We start from the raw sequence: 19,827 nt of genomic DNA, 5'->3' as shown, positions 1-19,827 counted from the left end.
CCGATGGCGACTCACCCTCGTCTTCAGCGCCGCCATGGCGCTCGTTCTGGCAGCAGCCGGCGCCGTCACCGTCGTCCAGTTCCGCGACGCCGCTCACGAAGCCGACCCCGATGGCGCGCTGCGCGGGCTCACCGACGACATCACCGCCGATCTGGTCCGGGAATTGGTGACCATCCTGCCGATCGTGCTCGTCATCGCCGCGGTGGCCGCCTACCTGCTCAGCCGCGCCGCGCTGCGGCCCGTCGACCGGATCCGCGCGGCGGCGCAAACACTGACCACCACGCCGCACCCCGACACCGACGCGCCGCTGCCGGTACCTCCCACCGACGACGAGATCGCTTGGCTAGCAACGACTCTCAACACCATGCTCACCCGACTGCAACGGGCCCTCGCCCACGAACAACAGTTCGTCGCCGACGCCAGCCACGAATTACGCACCCCGTTGGCACTGCTGACCACCGAACTCGAACTGCGCTGCGCCGGCCCAGACCCGCCGACCAGCTGAGCGCCGCCCTGCGCTCCGCGCTCGAAGAAACCCGCCGGCTCAGCGGACTGGCCGACCAACTGCTCACCCTGGCCCGCGCCGACCGCCCCGAATCCCACCCCTCCGCCAAAGCGGTGCCGATCACTCCCCTGCTGCACGAGAGCGTGGCCCGCTTCGCCGCTACTGGAGCGGACATCACCACACGCGCGGAACCGGACCTGTTCGTCTCGATCGATCCGGACCACCTGCGCCGAATCCTCACCGCCGTGCTCGACAACGCCATCACCCACGGGGACGGTGAAATCGCTGTCACCGCGCACGCCCGCGACGGTGCAGTCGACATCGGCGTCCGCGACCACGGCCCCGGATTCGCCGACCACTTTCTTCCCGTCGCCTTCGACCGATTCACCCGCGCCGACACCGCCCGCGGCGGTCGCGGCAGCGGCCTCGGCCTGGCCATCGTCGCCGCCCTCACCACCACCCACGGCGGACATGCCAACGCCACCAACCACCCCGACGGCGGGGCCGAACTCCGCATCACCCTCCCCACACCGCGGCCGCCCTTCCACGAGGAGCTTCCGCGGATCACGTCATCAGATACAAAGGACCCGAATCGGGAGCACGACACTAGCGACCAATAGTCGCCACGCCGCGCCGCAGCTGACGGTGTGGTCGTCGGGGTCGTGGTAACGGCGGTGAGTCGACTTCCGCACCTGAGTGGGAAGCCATTGGTATCGTATTCCCATGAAGGCTGTTGTGGATGCGGCTGGCCGCATCGTCGTACCCAAACCGCTGCGCGAAGCCTTGGGGCTGCAACCGGGGTCCACCGTGGAAATATCCCGCTATGGCGCTGGTCTCCACCTGATTCCCACCGGACGAACAGCGCGTCTCGAAGAGGAGAATGGCGTACTGGTGGCCACCGGTGAGACCACGATCGACGATGAGGTCGTGTTCGGCCTTATCGATAGCGGCCGGAAGTGAAACCGCCGCTGGCAGTGGACACCAGCGTCGCGATTCCGTTGCTGGTACGGACCCATACCGCGCATGCGGCGGTTGTCGCCTGGTGGGCACATCGGGAGGCCGCGCTGTGCGGGCACGCCCTGGCCGAAACCTACTCCGTGCTGACCCGCCTGCCGCGTGACCTACGACTGGCACCGATGGACGCCGCGCGGCTTCTTACCGAACGCTTTGCGGCACCGCTGTTGTTGAGTTCCCGCACCACTGAACATCTCCCACGCGTGCTGGCCCAATTCGAGATCACTGGTGGCGCGGTCTATGACGCTCTCGTGGCCCTTGCCGCCGCCGAGCACCGGGCTGAACTCGCCACACGCGATGCTCGAGCCAAGGACACTTACGAAAAGATCGGCGTCCACGTCGTTGTCGCCGCGTGAATCTTCAGCTGACTCAACAACTCCGACCGCTGTCCGCTCCAGGTCACCACCAACATGTCCCCCGCCCGGCTACTGGCCACGTAGTGCAGCGAGCGCTCCCGCAGCAGCGCCTCCGAGCGTTCTTCGTCGGCCACGTGGCTCAGGGCCGCCGTCGGACGGATCCGCAGCGATGATGTGGACTAATCCGCACCGCTAATGGGGACGAATCGGCAGCCAATAGGTAGACAAATCGGCAGCGTATTCTGTCCGCATGGGAGTCGTCGAACGCGCGATCGCGCCCTCGGTGCTGGCCGCGCTCGCCGACACCCCGGTCGTCGTTGTCAACGGCGCGCGTCAGGTCGGCAAAACAACACTGGTCGCGCGACTTGACTATCCGGGATCCAGCGAAGTCGTCTCGCTTGACGACGTCGCCAACCGCGACGCCGCCCGCGACGATCCCCGCGCATTCGTATCCCGGCCGGTGGACACGCTCGTCATCGACGAAGCCCAGCTCGAGCCGGGGCTGTTTCGGGCGATCAAGGCAGAGGTCGACCGGGATCGCAGGCCGGGCAGGTTCCTGCTCACGGGTTCAGCGAGGCTGCTCTCGGCTCCTGACATGGCCGACGCGCTCGTCGGGCGGGTCGAAATCATCGAACTCTGGCCGTTCTCGCAAGGTGAGCGGGCCGGAATCGCGGACGGTTTCGTCGATGCGCTGTTCACCGCACCACGCGAGCTGATCCACGGCTCCGATATGCGCCGCGCCGATCTGGTCGACAGGATCGCCACCGGAGGCTTCCCGGACATCGTCGCCCGATCGCCGTCGAGGCGTCGCGCGTGGTTCGACAACTATCTCACGACGGCGACGCAGTCGGTGATCCGCGAGATTTCGCCGATCGAGCGGCTTGCCGAAATGCCGCGTGTGCTTCGGCTCTGCGCCGCGCGTACCGGCGCCGAGCTCAACGTGAGCGCACTGGCGAACGACCTGTCGATCCCGGCTCGCACCACCGCTGGCTATCTGGCCCTGCTGGAAGCGGCGTTCCTTATCCACCGGGTGCCGGCCTGGTCGACCAACCTGAGCCGCAAGGTGATTCGCCGACCGAAACTGGTGGTCTCGGACAGTGGCCTGGCGTGTCACCTGCTCGGCGTTACCGGTGCGACGCTGGATCGCCCCGGCCGTCCACTCGGCCCGCTACTGGAGACTTTCGTGGCGAACGAGATTCGCAAACAGCTCACCTGGTCGACCGAACGGCCGAGTCTGTGGCATTTTCGCGACCGCGGCGGCGCCGAGGTCGATCTGGTGCTCGAACATCCCGATGGTCGGGTCTGCGGCATCGAGGTCAAGGCGACCAGCACGCCGCGAGCCGAGGACCTGCGTGGCCTACGTTATCTGGCCGAGCGGCTCGATGATCGATTTCAGTTCGGCGTGCTGCTCACCGCCGCGCCGGAAGCCACCCCGTTCGGCCCAACGCTCGCGGCGTTACCCGTTAGCACGCTCTGGGCCGGCTAACTCTTCGAACAAATCACGGCACTTCGGCATCGGCGGCCTCCGTCCGGGCGCGCTCGCAATCTACCCCGACGGGCCCACCATCGCGGGCGACTGCGGGCACAGCAGCGGCCGTAACCTGCGGAGATCGTGACCGCAGACATCGAGACGAGGCGGCGCGACAGCAGCTCCGCTACACTCGTAGCATGTCTGCTACGATACCCGCTCGCGATCTTCGCAACCACACCGCCGAGGTACTGCGGCGAGTTGCCGCCGGCGAGGAAATCGAGGTGCTCAAGGACAATCGCCCCGTAGCGCGCATCGTTCCGCTCAAGCGGCGCCGCCAATGGTTGCCAGCTGCCGAGGTGATCGGCGAACTGGTGCGCTTGGGCCCCGATACCACCAATCTGGGCGAGGAGCTGCGAGAGACGCTGACGCAAACCACGGACGATGTGCGGTGGTGAACGTACGGCGCGCCCTCGCCGACACATCCGTTTTCATTGGCATCGAGGCGACACGATTCGACCCGGACCGGTTTGCGGGATACGAATGGGGCGTCTCGGTAGTCACACTCGGCGAGCTGCGGCTCGGGGTGTTGCAAGCCTCCGGCCCCGAGGCCGCCGCACGTCGGCTCTCCACCTACCAGCTTGCGCAACGGTTCGAACCACTAGGCATCGACGAGGCGGTCTCCGAAGCATGGGCATTACTGGTGTCCAAGCTGCGCGCCGCCAAACTGCGCGTGCCGATCAACGACAGCTGGATTGCGGCCACAGCCGTGGCGCACGGCATTGCGATCCTGACCCAAGACAACGACTACGCCGCCATGCCCGACGTCGAGGTCATAACGATCTGACGGTTGCCTTTCTTGACCAGCGCGAATCCGCCGGTACCTGATCGCGCCGGCTCAGCCGGTTGGTGCCAGCATCACCTTCCATCCGTCGGCTCCGGCATGAGTCGAAGCCTCAACGGAATACACCACACCGTCGGGTGCTACGACTTTGCCGCTCTGCACGTCGTAAATGGTTGTAGGAAATGTGCTCGGGGTGTAGACGCACGGGTTGGGTTGTTGCCCATTGCACTGGACGGTGCCTGACCCAGGTCGCTGCAAAGGATCGTTGACCGGTGGAGGTGTGCCTGGCAGCTGATCGGCGGGCAGCGGGTTGATGCCATTGTTAACTGACGGCGCCGGGATCACCTGGCCTGGCTTCACCGGCTGGTCACAACGCGCGGCCGGCGCGGGACAGCTGAGCATCTGGTTGGGGTCCCCATACCAGGGATTGGTGCCCCCGGGCACATAAGCTTCATTGCTGCGGCATTCCCGCGGGGTCGCCGCCCGCTTGCCGGGCACGTCTACACACGGGTTGTTGCGTGCTCCACGAACCACATTGCTCGCGTCCATCGGAATCCTGCAGTAGGTGCCCTTGGGTAGCGGTGCGGTGCTGGTGTCAGCAGGTGACCGCCACTCCGACGCCGGCAGGAAGCCGGTCAGGCACGGCGGTGGTTGGTTGAGCGCCAGGCCGCCGACACCCAGTCCGGCCTGGCCGGGGAACTCTGTAGTAACCGACTGGGCGATCGCGCCGGACTGCGGCAAGAACACCAACGCCTGCTCGACGCCGTTGTGGTAGCGCTTGAGCATATCGATTACGACCTCGAGATTGGCCAGCGTCTGCGGCAACGACTCCCGCACGTCGCTGAACGTGGCGTTGACCTGATCGGCAGTCGGTGCCGCGTTGGCCAGAATGCTTCGCACCGCCGGATCGGTCTGCGCGGTCTGAGCGGCCAGCGTGTTGAGGTTGGCGGCCCAGCGGGCGATCTCGTTGCCGGAATTGACCTGGCTATCGATGATAGGCGCCGAACGCTCGATGATGTCGTCGATGTCCTCGAGGCTGCCCCTGACATCGTGGGCGATTGCCTGGGTGGCTTCGATGAGGCGATTCAGTGAGGATCCCAGCCCGCCCACGGCCTCCGACGCCTCGTGCAGCACCGACGCGACCCGGTCTTTGGGCAGCACTGCCAATCCACGGTTGGCGGCGTCCAGCGCCGGGCCAATCTGGCTGGGGACCGTAGTCGTGGTGATCGTCTGCCCATGCCGCAGATACGGACCGCTGGTGCGGGTCGACACCAGGTCAACGAACTGCTCGCCGACCGCCGACACTGAGTGCACATTGGCCGAGGCGTCGGTGGGGATCTGGTAGCCATTGTCGATGCTCATGGTTGCTCGCGCGCCCCGCTCGGTTGGTTCGACGCCGGTGACCTTCCCTATGGTGATGCCCCGATATGTGACGTTGGCTGTTCGGTATAGACCCCCGGACCGAGGCAATTCGGCATAAAGCGTGTATCGACCGATGCCGACCAGGCTGGGTATCCGCAGGAAATACCAACCAAGGACCACCACCGCGATGACCGCCAACACCGTCAACAACACCAGCTGGGTCTTGATAGCGCGAGTCAGCATCTCCTCACTCAGCCCTTTCCACCAGCGGTCCGCCCGGCGCGTCATTCGGGTTCGGCGTGTAGCGGACATCCGGGATCATGGTGTCCGGATCCCGTCCCCACGCCTGCTCGAGCGCACGCAACATTCCCGAGATGCCCGTTCCGCTCAGCAGTGCGTTGTCGAGTGCAGAAAGCGTCACGTCGAACGTCGCGGACACGTTGACGTAGTCGCCGCGGATAACGTTTGGCACCTCGTCGATGTTGAACGGAGCGGTGAGGCCTAGCTTCAACGCGCCGACCACATACGGCGAAGCCCGTTCCAATTGCCTTAACGGCCGCTGCAACGACTGCAGCGTCTGGTGAAGGTTAGGCCGGGTAGCCGCCAGCGCCCGGTTGGCGACTTCGCTGAACCGCCCCAAGGATTCGGTGGCGTCAGCGAACAGCTGACCGGTGTCGGCGAAATGCTCGATCAGCGGTGGGACGTCAGTGAGCACCCGATCCAGCGTGTCGTTGCGGTTGGCGATGATGGTCAGGAGTTGGTTGGTTGAGTCGATTGCGCGAGTCAGATCGCCGCGTTGGTTGTTCAGCTCGGCGGTGAAAGTGGCTAGCCGCTCGAGGAATTCGCGAATCTGACCGGCATGGCCGTCAAGGATGTTGAGGATCTCGGTTTGAATCACGTCGAGGTTGACGATGCCGCCGCCGGTGAGGATCAACGCGACGCTGGCCAAGGTCCGTTCGACGGTAGGGTAGGCCGAGGAGTTCTTCAGGCCGATGGTGTCGCCGCTTTTCAGCGGCTGCGGTGACGGGATTGGCGGTGCGGCCAGCTCGACATGTTGTGTGCCTAACAGGCTGGTCTGGCCGATCTTCGCGGTCGCATTTGCCGGTAGCCGCACGGTCGGCTCGAGCTCCAGCGTCAGGGTCGCGATCCAGTTCCTCAGGCTGATGTCACGCACCGTACCGACCCAGACGTCGGCAACCCTGACCCGGCTGTTAGTGTTCAGCGCCAGCGTGTCAGGCATCTGCACGTAGATCGTCATGCGATCCGGACCCATACCCCGGCCGACCGGCAGCGGCACATTGGCGATGCCACGCCAGGTACACGAAGTCAAAACCACCGGGGCCAGCAAGACCGCCAGCAAGAACACCGATCCACGGTGACCCGCGCTCACGCCGCACCTCAGGGTCCAACGGTTCGGCTTGCCGTTCGCGCTACCCGCGCTCACGCCGCACCTCACTGGCCCGGGCCTGGCTGTCCTGTGGCGCCCGCAGCCGGGAGGGACGCGGGCTGCGGGTACCACGGCGGCGGCAACGGATTGGACTCGTCATACGCATTCGGCGGTCCGGGCAAGTTGGTTCCCGGCGGCGGGGGGGCAATATCCGGACCACCCAGCAGCTCTGCCAGCGATTCCGGGGTGAGCATGTTCGCGGTAAACGGCTGAACCTGCATACCCTGCATCCCGGGCGCAACGACCCAGCCCGGTTCATGGTTGCCGTGTGAAAACGGTGTGTCCCGCGAGAAGATCCCTGGGACAGTGGTGTCCTTGTACCCGGGCGGCGGGCGGAGCCGCTCCTCGGAGTAAGCCACCTCCTTGGGCAAAGTGGCCGCCGAACTGAACGGGTTTGAGCCGAACGGCAAGTAATTGAACTTGAGAGCGTCCAGAACCGGTGCCAAGTACTGCGCGCACAGCTCGGCGGATTCCTGATAGCCGAGTCGGCTGCCGGCCTGAATAGCGCTGCAAATGAGCTGAATTGGGTTCGCGAAGTTGGGGAACACGAACTGGCCCACCAGAGAGCTGTGCAGTGGATAGTAAAGGTTGTTGAAGTTGCTGGCGTAGGTCGGCAACACGTGCAACGCGGTTTCCAGACCGTCCCGCGGCTCGGGTTGCACTAGTGTAGTGGTCGCGTCGGCGAGGTTGTTGACATCGGCAGCCAGCACGGATCTGTTGTCGCTCACGAACTTTCGGACGGTGCCGAGAACGTCGTCGATCCGTTCCACCGTGTCGGCCAAGTCATGGTCGGATTTGGTGAACCAGTCGGTGAACTCGGCAAGGTTTTCGTTGAGCGCAACGAACTGTTGATCATTCTGGTAGAGCGCGCTGACAAATAGCGCCAGGCTTCGCGTGATCGCAACGAAGTCTCCCCGGCCCTCGTTCAGCGCGGTCAACGCCTGCGACAAACTGTTCAGCGTTTCGTTGAGCTGCCTGCCCTTGCCGGCCAGGTTGTCCGCGGCCGATTCGATGAGGTCGCCGAACGGCCCCTTCGGCTGCCGCTCCGTCGGGCCGAGCTGGCGGAGGATCCCATTGATGGAATCGCGCAACTGATCCCACTCGACGGGCACCTGGGTGCGCTCGATTGGGATCACCGCGCCGTCTTGCAAGACCGGGCCGCCGGTGTACGGCGGTGACAGCTGGATGGTGCGCGAGGCCACCAGGCTGGGGTTGAGGATCGACGCGGTAGCCGTGGCCGGCACCTGGTATTTGTTGCTGTAGTGCAACGTGACTCGCATCTTGTCGCCGGCCGGCTCGATCTTGTCGATAGAACCGACCCGCACACCCATGATCTGGACTTTGTCTCCTGGGTACAGCGCGAGCGCCTCAGAGAAATACGCGACCACGGTAGTGGTAGTCAGTTTCCGGTAGAGCCGCGCGCCGGCCGCAGCGGCCACGACCGCCAAGACCACCACCAACCCGCCGACGACCACTACCTTTGCAGACAGTTTCGGCAGTCGCAGGCTGCGGATGTCGAAGATGGTGCTCATTGGTTGCTACCTCCCGTCCCGTCAGGAAACGGCTCAAGCGGTTGGGTGCGTGCACCCGGCGGCGCGTTCGGCGGCAGCGGCATCGGTATGCCCGGAACAGCCGGAGCCGGCTCGCCCGGCCGCCCAGCACTTAGGATGCCCGGCGTCGGCGGCGGCCCATCGGGATTAGGCGGCGACGGCTGGACATCGAGCGGTGCCGGGAAGTCGGGTCCACCGAACGGGCCAACGGTGGCGCCCGCGCAGGGTAGTGGGGTGTCGGGCCGTGGCAACGCGCCCGCCGCCGGTGTGTAGGAGCACGGCGTTCCCGGCGGGACGGCCGGTCCCGGATGCTTGGGTGTACCCTCCCGCACCGGTGGCGCCGCCGGCGGCGCGCCGTTGGGGAACCGGGTGCCGTTGGGGTCGGGCCAGCGGAATTCCGGCAGACCCGCACTGCGCCAGAAGTTCTCCGGGTCGATGCCCCGCTTTTTGAACGCCGCGTCAACCCAGGGCTGAAGAATCTGGTAGGGCAGCAGATTGACCACCATCGCCTTGAAGAACGGTCCGGAACCGACGGCCTCTGTCAGGGCCGCGGTGTATCTGCCGAGCAAGACGGCTACATCGGCCAATTCGTTCTTGCGCTTCACCAGCTCCTCGCTGACCGTGCGCAACTGGGCCAGCACATGGTTGAGGTTGGGGTTGTCTGTGATCAGGCCAGATACCTGGGCTGATGCCTCCGACACGTTGGTTAGCAGAATGCGCAGTGCCTGGCTGCGTTGCTTGAACGCGGCCAGCAGCGTCTTGGCATTCACCAGCAGCCCGTTGACCTGCTCGCTGCGGTCGCCGAGCACGCGCGCGATCCTGTTGGCGTTCGCCAGCAGTTGCTCGATCTGCTCGCCGCGCCGGCCGACGGTGTCGGAGAATGCCTTGACACCCTCGAGGGCGGCACTTAGATGCGGGGCGGTCTGATCGAATGTCTCCGACAACACGTTTAGCGAGCGTTTGACGGCATCGATGTCCCAGCCCGTCGCCGCCTTCGTGACATCGACGAACGCGTCATAGATTTGGTATGGCGTAGTGGTCTGCGCCAACGGCAGGAAACCGTTGGGTTTCAACGGCTCCGAACCGCGGGGTTCGATCTCCAGGTTCTTACGGCCAAGAATGGTGTCGGTGCGAATTGCTGCCCGGCTTTGCATCCCGATTGTCTTGCCGGGCAACGAGAATCCGATCAACACGCGGTTGCCGCGGATTGCCAGCGAGCGCACCAGCCCGACGTTCACCCCAGCGATTTCCACCTTATCGCCCGTGTTGATGCCACCCGTGTCGGCGAATTGCGCATAGTAGGTAGGTGTGGCGAACAGCATCGGCACGCTGGTGAAGCTTTGCGCAACACCAACGACGAGCACCGTGACCACCGCACCCATCATCCCGACACGGCCGCGGTTGAACTCGGTCAGCGTTCTCATTGCGGTGTGCACCTGCCGGTCGGCTGGCCGAACAACTTGACGGTGCGTACCGGACCTCCAGGCTGTAATCCGTTGACTTTCAGTGAGATGTCACACAGATAGAAGTTGAAGAAGTCACCGTATATGCCGCCGGCGCGGCCGATGATCCGGTAGGCGTCCGGCAGCTTGCCCAACACGTGGTCGAGTTCTGCCAGCTCGTCTATGAGCGGCTGCTGGATGCCCTCGAGGTGCCCGAAGCTGCTGTGCAGCAATGGACGATCCGCCCCAGCAGGTCGGCTAGGGTTCCCGCGGCGCTGCTGATGTGTGCCGCCGCCGCGGCCAGCGGGTCCGCCCTGTTCTTCAGTCCAGTGATCAGCACCTCTAGCTTGTCGACCGTGCGGTCGAATTCCGTTTGATGCTTGACGGTGGTGGCCAGCACGGTGTTCAAGTTGTTGACGACCTCACCTATCGCATGGTCCCGGTCGGCCAGCGTTGCCGTCAGCGAGGCGGTCTGGTCGAGGATGTCGTTGATGGTGGCGCCTTGCCCTTGGAACACGGTGATGATCGAGGAGGCGATGCTGTTGACCTTGTCTGGGTCCAACGTTTGGAAGAGTGGGCGAAACCCGCCGAGCAGAGCGTCGAGATCCAAGGCCGGATGGGTGTGCTCGAGCGGGATCGTGGCACCCGGCGCCAGCCGCTGACCGCTGTGACCGCGGCCGAGCTCAAGGTACCGGTCGCCGATCAGGTTGAGGTAGCGGATCGAGGCGGTCGTCGCCTGATCCAGTGACAGCGAGCGATCCACGGTGAAGTCCACCAATACTTGCTTGTCCCCGTCGATCAGCGTTACCTTGGCGACCTTGCCGACCTCTACGCCCGCAGCGCGGACAAATTGCCCGGCCCGCAGCCCGCTGACATGGGTGAACACCGCGGAGTACCCGGTGGTGTGATGGAACCGCACCTGCCCGAACACCACGATGATCATCACGGTGAACACCGACAGCACCAACCAGACGATGCCGAGTTTGATAGTTGTGCCTGTGGTTTTCATGGGTTGATCGTGTTCTCTCCGTATTGGCGTCCCCATACGTATTCAGTGAACATCGGTTGGCCGAGCTCGACGTGGTTGTACGGTGCGAGGCTGGCACCGGTGTCCATCACCAGATAGGGTGCCGGCCACAGCTCCCGGGTGATCGTCTGCCAGCAGCCCGGTCGGCCCCCGGGTCCACCGTGGGCATTCACCCGCGGCAGATTGTCCGGATAGACATAGGGATTGGGTGCTCCCAAAATCGTTCCGGCGGCCGCTAGCGAATAGCCGTTGCCGCCCACCGCGTCCGCGACTTTGGGCGCAGCGTCGTGAAAGTTGCGGATCATGCAGAACAGTTCGGGACTGTAGGTGTCCAGCAGCGTAGCGGTGGGCACCAGATCGGCGGCTGCGCGCGCAAGATACGGCCCGCCTCGAGCAAAAACGTCTTCACCGGTGTTGCCCGCACCCGTAGCCGCCAACAACGCGGCATCCAGATCGCGCTGTTGGCTGGTCAATGTGCGCGCAGTGGTCAGTGCGTTCTGCAGAAAGGACCACAGATCCGGCGAAGCATCGACATAGACCTCACCGAGATCCGCCAACCGCCGAACATCATAGCCGAGCTGCGGCAGCCGCGGATTTAATTGCGCCAGAATCTGATTGCCATTAACGATCGACTCACCGAACTTGCCGCCCAGCCCATCCAGCGCCTGTGCTACCGCGGACAGCGTCGCGTTCAGCTCGATCGGATCCACCTTCTCGGCGATCGAGGTGATCGTCTCGAACAACGTGTTGAATTCGGTGGTCACCGACCCCACATCAATCACGTCATGTGAGGAAATCCGCTGCTGTTGAGGAATTTTCGGCGCGGACAGCGCAACATACTTGTTGCCGAACAGGGTGGCCGCCTCGATATCGGCCACCACATTGACCGGAATCAGGCTGATGTAGCGAGGATTCACGTCCAAAACCAGCTTCGCCGCCGGCCGGCCGTCACGCTCAATCTCCGAAATGCTGCCCACCCGGCCGATCTCCACCCCGTTGTAGGTGACTTTGGATCCAGCTTCCATAACCAGCCCAGCCCGGAAGGCGACCATAGTCAGCTCGGTCTTCGGCGTGAATTCCCCACGAAACTGCTTGTACACCAATACGAGCACCAACGCGCCCACCAACAGCAGGACAACACCCTCCACATACAGCCACGCACGTCGGTTCTTCCTCGTCACCAGCGTTGGCACCGCGGCTACACCGTGAGATTGAAGTTCGGGTCGACGCCGTAGAGCGCCAACTCGGCCAGCAGGACAACGACCACCACCGAGACCAGCGAGAAACGCATCGATCGACCAACCGCCTGGCCGACCCCAACCGGGCCACCGCTGGCGGTGTACCCGTAGTAGCAATGGGTGATCATCACCACCACCGCGATGATCACCACCTCCACGACCGACCAACCCACATCCTCTGGGCGCAGGAAGGTGCGGAAGTAGTGCTCATAGGTGCCGTTGGACTGGCCGTAGAACACGGTTGTGACCACCTGACCAGAGGTGAAAGCCATGTCGAGAGCGAGCGCGTACAGCGGCATGATCACCACCAGCCCTCCTAGAATCCGAGTGGAGACCAGAAACGAAATCGACTTGATGCCCATCACTTCCAGCGCGTCGATCTCCTCACTGATCCGCATGGCACCTAACTGTGCGGTGGCGCCGGCGCCCACCGTCGCGGCCAGCGCGACACCGGAGACAATGGGCGCAGCGACGCGTGTGTTGGCCAGTGCGGCAAAGAATCCGGTAAACGCCTCGACACCGATGTTGCCCAGCGACGCGAAGCCCTGGATGGCGATCAGCGAGCCGCCGGACAGCGTCACAAAACCGATGATCGCGACCGTGCCGCCGACGACGGCCATCGCGCCGGTGCCCATCCCGATCTCGGCGACCAGGCGCAGCGTCTCCCGGCGATAGCGACGCAGTGCCCAGCCGATCTGCACGACGCTGATCCGGGTGAATCTCGCGAAAGTCCCTGTCCGCTCAAGTCTTCGGGCCGTGCCGCCGCCGTAGCGGTCAAGGCTGGCGGCTGTGCGTGGGTAGCGGGCCCGCAATACGGCTGCCGCTGATGCCGTTGAAGACTCCACCATGCTAGTGTCCCGTCCCGAACCGCACGCCGATCGTGGTCAACACCACATTGGTCGCGAACAGCGCGATCACGCACAGCACCAGGGTTTCGTTGACGGCGGTTCCAACTCCCTTGGGGCCGCCTTTCGTGGTCAGCCCGCGGTAACAGCCGACTAGGCCAGCGATCAGGCCGAACGTCGCCGACTTGACCACCGAGATGATCACCTCGGGTAGACCGGTGACCAAGGTGAGCGTGCCCACGTAGGCGCCGGCCGAGACGTGTTGGATGAAGACACTGAAGACGAAACCACCAACCAGGCCAATGGTTATCACCGCGCCGTTAAGCAGTGCGGCGACGATGGTCGCGGCAACGACCCGAGGCACCACCAGCCGGTGGATGGGGTCGATGCCCAGCACCTCCATCGCATCGATCTCTTCCCGGATGGTGCGGGCACCCAGGTCGGCGCAGATCGCTGTGGCTCCAGCGCCGGCAATCACCAACACGGTGGTCAGCGGGCCCAGCTGGGTGACCGCGCCTAGCGCCGCGCCGGCGCCGGAGATGTCGGCGGCGCCGAACTCGGCCAGCAGGATATTGAGCGTGAAGATGATCAACACGGTCAACGGAATCGACACCGCCAGGGTTGGCAGCAACGAGACGCTGGTAATGAACCAGCCCTGCTCGATCGCCTCACGCCAATGGAAGGGCCGCCGAACCAGCGCCTTGCCAGTCAGTACGCATGTCCGGTAGAACCCGCCGATCGCATCGACGGCGGGCTGCGTCTGGTCGCGGAGATAGGTGATGATCACGGCGTGGGTGGTCATTGCCGACTCGCCTGGCTAACGAGTACGGCCATCAACGATGTGTTCGCAAGTTCGAGTAGGTCTTGGGCGGCTTTCTTCGCTCCGGTGGGATCACCTGAGCAGATCGCATCCGCGAGTTTCCGGTAGTCCGACGGACGCTTAGCCGCAGCGGTCATCGTGGTGGTCAGAGCAGCTAGCGTCGGCTCGTAAGCAGCACGAAATGCGTTGTACATCAATCGATCTACGATCGAACCGGCGCTGTCGACCACATGATCCCAAAAGTCGAGCGTGTGGCGTTGCCACACGATCGGATCTTCCTCAGTGTCCAGCGCACGCAGCGAATCCTGCAGCAATTCCGCCAACTCGGGCTCGTTCCGTTCGGCCGCTAGTTCCGCGACCTTCGGAAAATTGCGCAGCCGGGCCTCGAGGATGCTGCGGACGACGGAGATATCCAGCTCACCGTTGCGAAACAACAATCGGGGCAACAGATCCAGGCCGGCGTGCCGCCGGAAGTCACGCACGGTGGTGACGTCGCCCTGACGCACCTCGACCAGACCTGCGGCCGACAGCCGTTTGAGCGCCTCGCGGACCGCGGGTCGCGACACTCCGAGCAACTCAGCCAACCGACGCTCGCTGGGCAACGCCTCGCCGGGCGGCATCTCGCCGGTGAGCACATCGGTAGCGATCTGCTCGAAGACCTCTTCGGGCACCGATCGGCGAGTCACCGGCTGCAGCGCCATGCGCCCAGTGTGAATGAAGATTGGTAAGACGTCAAGTGGTCAGACCGACACCCCACGCAGTTATCGGGCTAAGTTGTCCGCGGAGCCGCGAAACGGCACCAGACACCGCGGGCCCTGATTCGGAAGATCGTTAGAACATGCGAGTTGACGGACGCGACATCGGCGTTTCCGGTAACTTGCTGCAACCACTGACCCGGCGCACCAACGACATCATCCGGGCGGTGCTGGCGGCGATCTACCTCGTGGCGGTGATCACGAGTTCGCTGATCACCCGCCCGCAGTGGGTGGCGCTGGAGAAATCCATCTCGGAGATCGTCGGGGTGCTGTCCCCGTCGCAATCCGATCTGGTGTACCTGGGGTACGGCCTGGCGATTTTGGCGTTGCCGTTCGTGATCCTGATTGGCCTGATCGTTTCCCGGCAGTGGAAGCTGCTGGGCGCGTATGCGGCCGCCGGACTTATGGCCGTTCTCCCGTTGTCGATCAGCAGTAGCCGCATCGCGGCACCCCGATGGCACTTTGACCTTTCCGACCGGCTCGCCACATTGCTGGCCCAGTTTCTCGATGACCCGCGATGGATCGCGATGCTCGCGGCGGTGCTCACCGTGTCGGGTCCCTGGCTGCCCGCGCGCTGGCGGCACTGGTGGTGGGCGCTGCTGTTGGCATTCGTGCCGATCCATCTGGTTGTCAGCGCGATTGTGCCGGCCCGCTCATTGTTGGGGCTGGCGGTGGGGTGGTTGGTCGGCGCGTTGGTGGTCCTGGTCGTCGGCACACCAGCGCTTGAAGTGCCACTGGATGGTGCCATTCGCGCGTTGGCAAAACGCGGATTCGCGGTGTCCGGGCTCGCGGTTGTGCGGCCGGCCGGGCCCGGGCCACTGGTACTGTCGGCCGCTTGCGAGCAGCCCAACGCCGGGGCGTGCAGCGAGGCATTGATCGAGTTGTACGGCCCGCACCAAAGTGGCGGCGGCGCGCTGCGCCAACTCTGGCTGAAGCTGACGTTGCGCGGCACCGAGACCGCACCCCTGCAAGCCTCCATGCGCCGTGCGGTCGAGCATCGCGCGCTGATGGCCATTGCCTTCGGCGATCTAGGCATGGCCAACACGACGGTGATCGCGGTGTCCCCGCTCGACCGGGGATGGACGTTGTATGCACACCGGCCCGCTCGCGGAATCGGCATCAGCGAATGCACCAAAACCACGCCGACTGCCCATGTCTGGGAGGCGCTACGGACCCTGCACGACCAGCAGATCTCCCACGGGGACCTGTGTAGTGCCGAGATCACCGTCGACAACGGCGCGGTGCTGTTCGGCGGGTTCGGTGAGGCCGAGTACGGCGCCACCGACGCCCAACTCCAATCCGACCTGGCCCAACTCTTGGTGACGACGTCGGCGCTGTATGACGCCGAGGCCGCCGTGACCGCAGCCATTGACACGTTCGGCAAGCAAGCCATCCTGGCGGCATCGCGAAGACTTACCAAATCCGCTGTGCCAAAACGAATCCGAGAGTCGATAACCGACCCAAATGCGGTCATCGCCAGCACACGCGCCGAGGTGATGCGGCAAACGGGCGCGGATCAGATCAAAGCCGAAACGATCACCCGGTTCAGCCGCGGCCAGCTCATTCAACTGGTGTTAATCGGTGCTCTGGTCTATGTCGCTTACCCTTTCATCAGTACCGTGCCCACGTTCTTTTCCCAGCTGCGAACCGCGAACTGGTGGTGGGCGCTACTGGGCCTAGCGGTGTCGGCGCTGACGTATGTCGGTGCGGCAGCGGCGTTGTGGGCCTGCGCTGATGGGCTGGTGGGCTTCTGGAAGCTGTCAATCATGCAGGTAGCCAACACTTTTGCTGCAACGACTACCCCGGCCGGCGTCGGCGGGCTAGCGTTGAGTACCCGGTTCTTGCAGAAGGGAGGGCTGACCGCAGTGCGGGCCACCGCGGCGGTGGCACTGCAGCAGTCGGTACAGGTGATCGTCCACCTCGTGCTGCTGATCCTGTTCAGCGCCCTGGCCGGCACCTCGACCGACCTATCTCATTTCGTCCCGAATGCCACGGTGCTCTACCTCATTGCCGGTGTGGCCCTAGGCATTGTCGGGACATTCCTCTTCGTGCCGAAGCTGCGACGCTGGCTAGCGACGGCGGTGCGGCCGAAGCTCAGGGAGGTAACGAATGACCTCATTGCGTTGGCCCGGGAGCCGAAGCGACTGGCGTTGATCGTACTCGGTTGTGCCGGAACGACGCTCGGAGCTGCGTTGGCACTGTGGGCCAGTATCGAAGCCTTTGGCGGCGGAACGACGTTCGTCACGGTGACCGTGGTGACGATGGTCGGCGGCACCCTCGCCTCGGCCGCCCCCACCCCGGGCGGGGTTGGCGCGGTGGAGGCGGCGCTGATCGGTGGGCTCGCCGCCTTCGGTGTACCTGCAGCATTGGGTGTGCCGTCGGTGCTGCTGTATCGACTATTGACCTGTTGGCTACCGGTATTCGCCGGCTGGCAGGTGATGCACTGGCTGACCAGACACGAAATGATCTAACTCCTCTGCGCTTGCGCAATGATCATTCCACCGCCTCGGCGACCACGACCAGCACGATCAATGTCCGGGCACTATCCCCGGCGCTGGTGGTGACATAGATCGGGTAATACCCCGACGGCACCGATCGAGCTACGGTGATCGCGACCGACGCGCTCACGGCTCCGTCATCGTCGAATTGCCCGGATAACGGTTCCGCCGCAATCCCAACAACGTAGGACGTTGGGGTGACAGTGTAGTCGTCGACGCCGTCGATCATCCGTTGCGCGTCGACGGTCACGGTCCCGGTCGCTCCCGGCACGATCCCGATGATGGGCCGGGCGATATTTACCGTCACCGCCGAGCTGCCCGCACCGAATGACGGCGGCGCGGCAGACGCCGCGGTTCCCCAGACCTTGTTGGGTGTGCCGGCGAGCGAGAAGGTCAGGTCGCCTCCGGTGCGCACGATCGACTCCGGAAGAAACGTCTGGTTGCTCGGTTGGCGGTCGATGGTCAGGCCGTCGATGTACTTCAGGCGGTTCCGCCCGGATGCGCCCGGCGCGGTGATCTGAATGGACTTTCCGGTGGGGAGCGCGATCACGGCGCGATCGAAAAGCGGTGTGTTCACGGTCAGGATGGTGGTTCCCGGGGTGCTCGGATACAGGCCAAGGGCAGCCCAGACATACCAGCTGGACAGGGCGCCGAGGTCGTCGTTGCCCGGCGCACCGCCAGGTGTCGGGCCGAACAGCCCGCGGACCCGGTCGACCGTCCGCTGGGTTTTCCACGGTTGGCCGATGTAGTTGTACAGCCAGGGCACCCCGAAACCGGGCTCGTTACCGGCCCACAGATAGGGTTCGTTGGGGCCGACGTTGAGCTTTTTGGTAAAGCGGTCGAGCCGCTTGACGACGGCCGTGCGGCCACCAAGCGCGGTCACCAAACCGGCCACGTTATGCGGCACCCACCACAGGTATTGTTCGGCGTTGCCCTCGTCGTATCCGTCCTGCCCAAAGCCCGAGGGGTATGCCACGAACCCGGGACCGTCGGGGAAGAAACCGGCCGCGCTCCGGGGCGAGATATAGCCGGTGGTGGGATTGAACAGGTTCTGCCAATACTGCGACCGGTTCTGGAAGACGGCGGCAGTTGCGGTATCGCCCAACGAATCAGCGAATCGGGAGATGGCAAAGTCATCGACCGACCACTCCAGCGTGACCGAGGCGCCGGCGATACGACCGTTGGCGCGGAATTCCGCCGTTTGTGGTCCATAGCCGAGCCTCAGATAGGCGGCGATTCCCGGCCGCTCCAGGAAACCGTCAAGTCCGACACCGCCCTGGGTCGCTGCATTCACCATGTAGTGCAGCGCGGATTTGAGGTCGAAATCCCTGGCGCCGAAGGCGTAGAGGTTTACGATGAGCGGTACCACACTGTCTCCGCTCATCATGCCGGTTGCGGAATTCGCCAGCGCCCAACGCGGATACGCACCACTCTGCTCCGCGTCGGTCACCAACGACTGGATCATGTCGCTGGCCCGTTGCGGGAACAACAGTCCCTGCAGTGGGGCGAGGCTGCGGTAGGTGTCCCAGTCGGAGAAATTGGCGTAGTGGGTGTGCCCACTGGCAACGCTGTGGATGACACCGTCGAATCCGATGTAACGTCCGTCCACGTCGTTAAAGGTGTTGGGGTGCAACAGTGACCGGTAAAGACAAGTGTAGAAGGTGTCCACGTCGCCAGGCCCCCTGCCGGCCACCGCGATTCGCGATAGCGCGGCGTTCCATTCGCTCGATGTCGCCGCACGGATGTCGTCGAAGCTTGCTCCGCCTTCGGCGTCCAGGTTGGCTCGCGCCCCGTCCACGCTCACATAGGACAGGGCGGTCCGCACCTCGAGCACCGAGCCGGCCGGAAACCCGACATACCCCCCGCTGTAACTCGAATTCATGCTGTGTGAACCGGGATAGACCGCGTAGCCGTCCCAGGTGCCATACGAGCTGAACGGCTGGCTGAACTTCATGGCGAAGTACACCGTGTACAGGTTCTTCTTGCCGCAGAACCCGCCGCTGGTCGCCGAGCCGGTGATTGTGGTGTTGTCCTCGATCTGCAGTGTCGCGGCGTAGTTGCCCGCCAACGATGCGCCGGAGCGCACGTGAAACAGCGCCGGCCACCCATTGCGGGGGTAGCGAAACCGGCCGACGCCCGTGCGGGTGGTGGCGGTGAGCTCGGCGATCACCCCGGTACCGGGGAACCGTACGGTGTAGTAGCCGGGCACGCCGACCTCGGTGTCGTCGTGGGCGATCTCCTCCCAGGCGCTCCACGGCTGCGAGCCGAGCGGGGTGGTCGTGGGCAACATCGAGATGTCGCCGAACGCCGGGCAGCCCACCGACGCGTGCGTCATGCTGAATCCGGTGGAATGCGGGTTGTCGTAGTCGTAGCCGGCGTAGTTGTCGACGGTGTCCGGCGAGTACTGCACCATGCCGAACGGCACCGAGGCGCCGGGAAAGTTGTTGATCTCCCCCACTATCGCGGCTCCCGTGCCGGTGCCGATGAGCGTATTGACATGCTCGACCGGAATGGCGACGAACACCGGCTCACCGTCGTAGGCCGTGGGCACGCCAACAATGAACGGAACAAACAGACCCGCCACCGCCAAGAGCGCGGCCAGGGCTCTGCGCAACCTGCGTGCCCGCATAGCTGTCTCTTACTGCATAGACGCCTG

Annotated in this window: 17 protein-coding genes; 8 read left to right on the top strand and 9 right to left on the bottom strand. The window is 64.4% G+C overall.

Translation table 11 applies throughout. From position 1 onward, the window contains the following. Window positions 1-34: 34 nt before the first annotated feature. The 7 genes from Rv0601c to vapC4 all read left to right on the top strand — a co-directional run bounded on the left by Rv0601c (window position 35) and on the right by vapC4 (window position 4,190). Complete coding sequence (locus Rv0601c; protein NP_215115.1) at window positions 35-505, top strand: two component sensor kinase HK2; 471 nt, start codon at window positions 35-37, stop codon at window positions 503-505. A gap of 113 nt (window positions 506-618) precedes the next feature. Beyond that, the gene (locus tag Rv0600c; RefSeq protein NP_215114.2) at window positions 619-1,125 is read left to right on the top strand and encodes a two component sensor kinase HK1; all 507 of its coding nucleotides are present in this window, start codon (window positions 619-621) and stop codon (window positions 1,123-1,125) included. Window positions 1,126-1,228: 103 nt separating this feature from the next. Next, the gene (vapB27, locus tag Rv0599c) at window positions 1,229-1,465 is read left to right on the top strand and encodes an antitoxin VapB27 (protein ID NP_215113.1); all 237 of its coding nucleotides are present in this window, start codon (window positions 1,229-1,231) and stop codon (window positions 1,463-1,465) included. Continuing rightward, complete coding sequence (gene vapC27 / locus Rv0598c; RefSeq protein ID NP_215112.1) at window positions 1,462-1,875, top strand: ribonuclease VapC27; 414 nt, start codon at window positions 1,462-1,464, stop codon at window positions 1,873-1,875. The genes vapB27 and vapC27 overlap by 4 nt, the downstream gene beginning before the upstream one ends. 250 nt (window positions 1,876-2,125) lie before the next feature. After that, window positions 2,126-3,361, top strand: coding sequence for a hypothetical protein (locus Rv0597c; RefSeq protein ID NP_215111.1), 1,236 nt, complete (start codon window positions 2,126-2,128; stop codon window positions 3,359-3,361). Between the two features lie 182 nt (window positions 3,362-3,543). After that, window positions 3,544-3,801: an antitoxin VapB4 gene (gene vapB4 / locus Rv0596c; protein ID NP_215110.1), complete on the top strand. Its 258-nt coding sequence runs from the start codon at window positions 3,544-3,546 to the stop codon at window positions 3,799-3,801. Continuing rightward, window positions 3,798-4,190, top strand: a complete 393-nt coding sequence (gene vapC4, locus Rv0595c) for a ribonuclease VapC4 (RefSeq protein NP_215109.1) — start codon at window positions 3,798-3,800, stop codon at window positions 4,188-4,190. The genes vapB4 and vapC4 overlap by 4 nt, the downstream gene beginning before the upstream one ends. 51 nt (window positions 4,191-4,241) lie before the next feature. On the opposite strand, the gene mce2F is transcribed toward vapC4, so the two are convergent. From mce2F to mce2R, 8 genes are all read right to left on the bottom strand, one after another. Next, the gene (gene mce2F / locus Rv0594; RefSeq protein ID NP_215108.1) at window positions 4,242-5,792 is read right to left on the bottom strand and encodes an Mce family protein Mce2F; all 1,551 of its coding nucleotides are present in this window, start codon (window positions 5,790-5,792) and stop codon (window positions 4,242-4,244) included. A 4-nt stretch (window positions 5,793-5,796) separates the two neighbouring features. Then, window positions 5,797-7,005: an Mce family lipoprotein LprL gene (gene lprL, locus Rv0593; protein NP_215107.1), complete on the bottom strand. Its 1,209-nt coding sequence runs from the start codon at window positions 7,003-7,005 to the stop codon at window positions 5,797-5,799. Continuing rightward, on the bottom strand, window positions 7,002-8,528 hold the full coding sequence (gene mce2D / locus Rv0592; RefSeq protein ID NP_215106.1) for an Mce family protein Mce2D: 1,527 nt from the start codon (window positions 8,526-8,528) through the stop codon (window positions 7,002-7,004). The genes lprL and mce2D overlap by 4 nt, the downstream gene beginning before the upstream one ends. Continuing rightward, on the bottom strand, window positions 8,525-9,970 hold the full coding sequence (gene mce2C / locus Rv0591; RefSeq protein ID NP_215105.1) for an Mce family protein Mce2C: 1,446 nt from the start codon (window positions 9,968-9,970) through the stop codon (window positions 8,525-8,527). The genes mce2D and mce2C overlap by 4 nt, the downstream gene beginning before the upstream one ends. Before the next feature lie 1,023 nt (window positions 9,971-10,993). After that, entirely contained in the window at window positions 10,994-12,208 is a 1,215-nt protein-coding gene (mce2A, locus tag Rv0589) for an Mce family protein Mce2A (RefSeq protein YP_177740.1), read from the bottom strand. A gap of 5 nt (window positions 12,209-12,213) precedes the next feature. After that, the gene (locus Rv0588) at window positions 12,214-13,101 is read right to left on the bottom strand and encodes a hypothetical protein (protein NP_215102.1); all 888 of its coding nucleotides are present in this window, start codon (window positions 13,099-13,101) and stop codon (window positions 12,214-12,216) included. A 1-nt stretch (window position 13,102) separates the two neighbouring features. Further along, a complete protein-coding gene (gene yrbE2A / locus Rv0587) occupies window positions 13,103-13,900 on the bottom strand; it encodes a hypothetical protein (RefSeq protein ID NP_215101.1) in 798 nt (265 codons plus the stop codon). Next, the gene (mce2R, locus tag Rv0586) at window positions 13,897-14,619 is read right to left on the bottom strand and encodes an HTH-type transcriptional regulator Mce2R (RefSeq protein NP_215100.1); all 723 of its coding nucleotides are present in this window, start codon (window positions 14,617-14,619) and stop codon (window positions 13,897-13,899) included. The genes yrbE2A and mce2R overlap by 4 nt, the downstream gene beginning before the upstream one ends. Window positions 14,620-14,756: 137 nt before the next feature. Between mce2R and Rv0585c the strand changes: the two genes are divergently transcribed. Next, window positions 14,757-17,144: an integral membrane protein gene (locus Rv0585c; protein ID NP_215099.1), complete on the top strand. Its 2,388-nt coding sequence runs from the start codon at window positions 14,757-14,759 to the stop codon at window positions 17,142-17,144. A 22-nt stretch (window positions 17,145-17,166) separates the two neighbouring features. On the opposite strand, the gene Rv0584 is transcribed toward Rv0585c, so the two are convergent. Continuing rightward, a complete protein-coding gene (locus Rv0584; protein ID NP_215098.1) occupies window positions 17,167-19,800 on the bottom strand; it encodes a glycosidase in 2,634 nt (877 codons plus the stop codon). Window positions 19,801-19,827: the final 27 nt, after the last annotated feature.

It is taken from the genome of Mycobacterium tuberculosis H37Rv, from assembly GCF_000195955.2.
GTDB lineage: Bacteria > Actinomycetota > Actinomycetes > Mycobacteriales > Mycobacteriaceae > Mycobacterium > Mycobacterium tuberculosis.
Note: the sequence above shows the minus strand (reverse complement) of the source record. Positions and strands in the feature narration are given on the sequence as shown.

Bases quoted from the DNA above. Each gene is read 5' to 3' on its own strand.
- Rv0597c (NP_215111.1), top strand. From the start codon at position 2,126: ATGGGAGTCGTCGAACGCGCGATCGCGCCCTCGGTGCTGGCCGCGCTC.
- mce2R (NP_215100.1), bottom strand. From the start codon at position 14,619: ATGGCGCTGCAGCCGGTGACTCGCCGATCGGTGCCCGAAGAGGTCTTC.
- vapB27 (NP_215113.1), top strand. From the start codon at position 1,229: ATGAAGGCTGTTGTGGATGCGGCTGGCCGCATCGTCGTACCCAAACCG.
- mce2F (NP_215108.1), bottom strand. From the start codon at position 5,792: ATGCTGACTCGCGCTATCAAGACCCAGCTGGTGTTGTTGACGGTGTTG.
- Rv0588 (NP_215102.1), bottom strand. From the start codon at position 13,101: ATGGTGGAGTCTTCAACGGCATCAGCGGCAGCCGTATTGCGGGCCCGC.
- mce2C (NP_215105.1), bottom strand. From the start codon at position 9,970: ATGAGAACGCTGACCGAGTTCAACCGCGGCCGTGTCGGGATGATGGGT.
- Rv0584 (NP_215098.1), bottom strand. From the start codon at position 19,800: ATGCGGGCACGCAGGTTGCGCAGAGCCCTGGCCGCGCTCTTGGCGGTG.
- mce2D (NP_215106.1), bottom strand. From the start codon at position 8,528: ATGAGCACCATCTTCGACATCCGCAGCCTGCGACTGCCGAAACTGTCT.
- Rv0585c (NP_215099.1), top strand. From the start codon at position 14,757: ATGCGAGTTGACGGACGCGACATCGGCGTTTCCGGTAACTTGCTGCAA.
- vapB4 (NP_215110.1), top strand. From the start codon at position 3,544: ATGTCTGCTACGATACCCGCTCGCGATCTTCGCAACCACACCGCCGAG.
- yrbE2A (NP_215101.1), bottom strand. From the start codon at position 13,900: ATGACCACCCACGCCGTGATCATCACCTATCTCCGCGACCAGACGCAG.
- Rv0601c (NP_215115.1), top strand. From the start codon at position 35: ATGGCGCTCGTTCTGGCAGCAGCCGGCGCCGTCACCGTCGTCCAGTTC.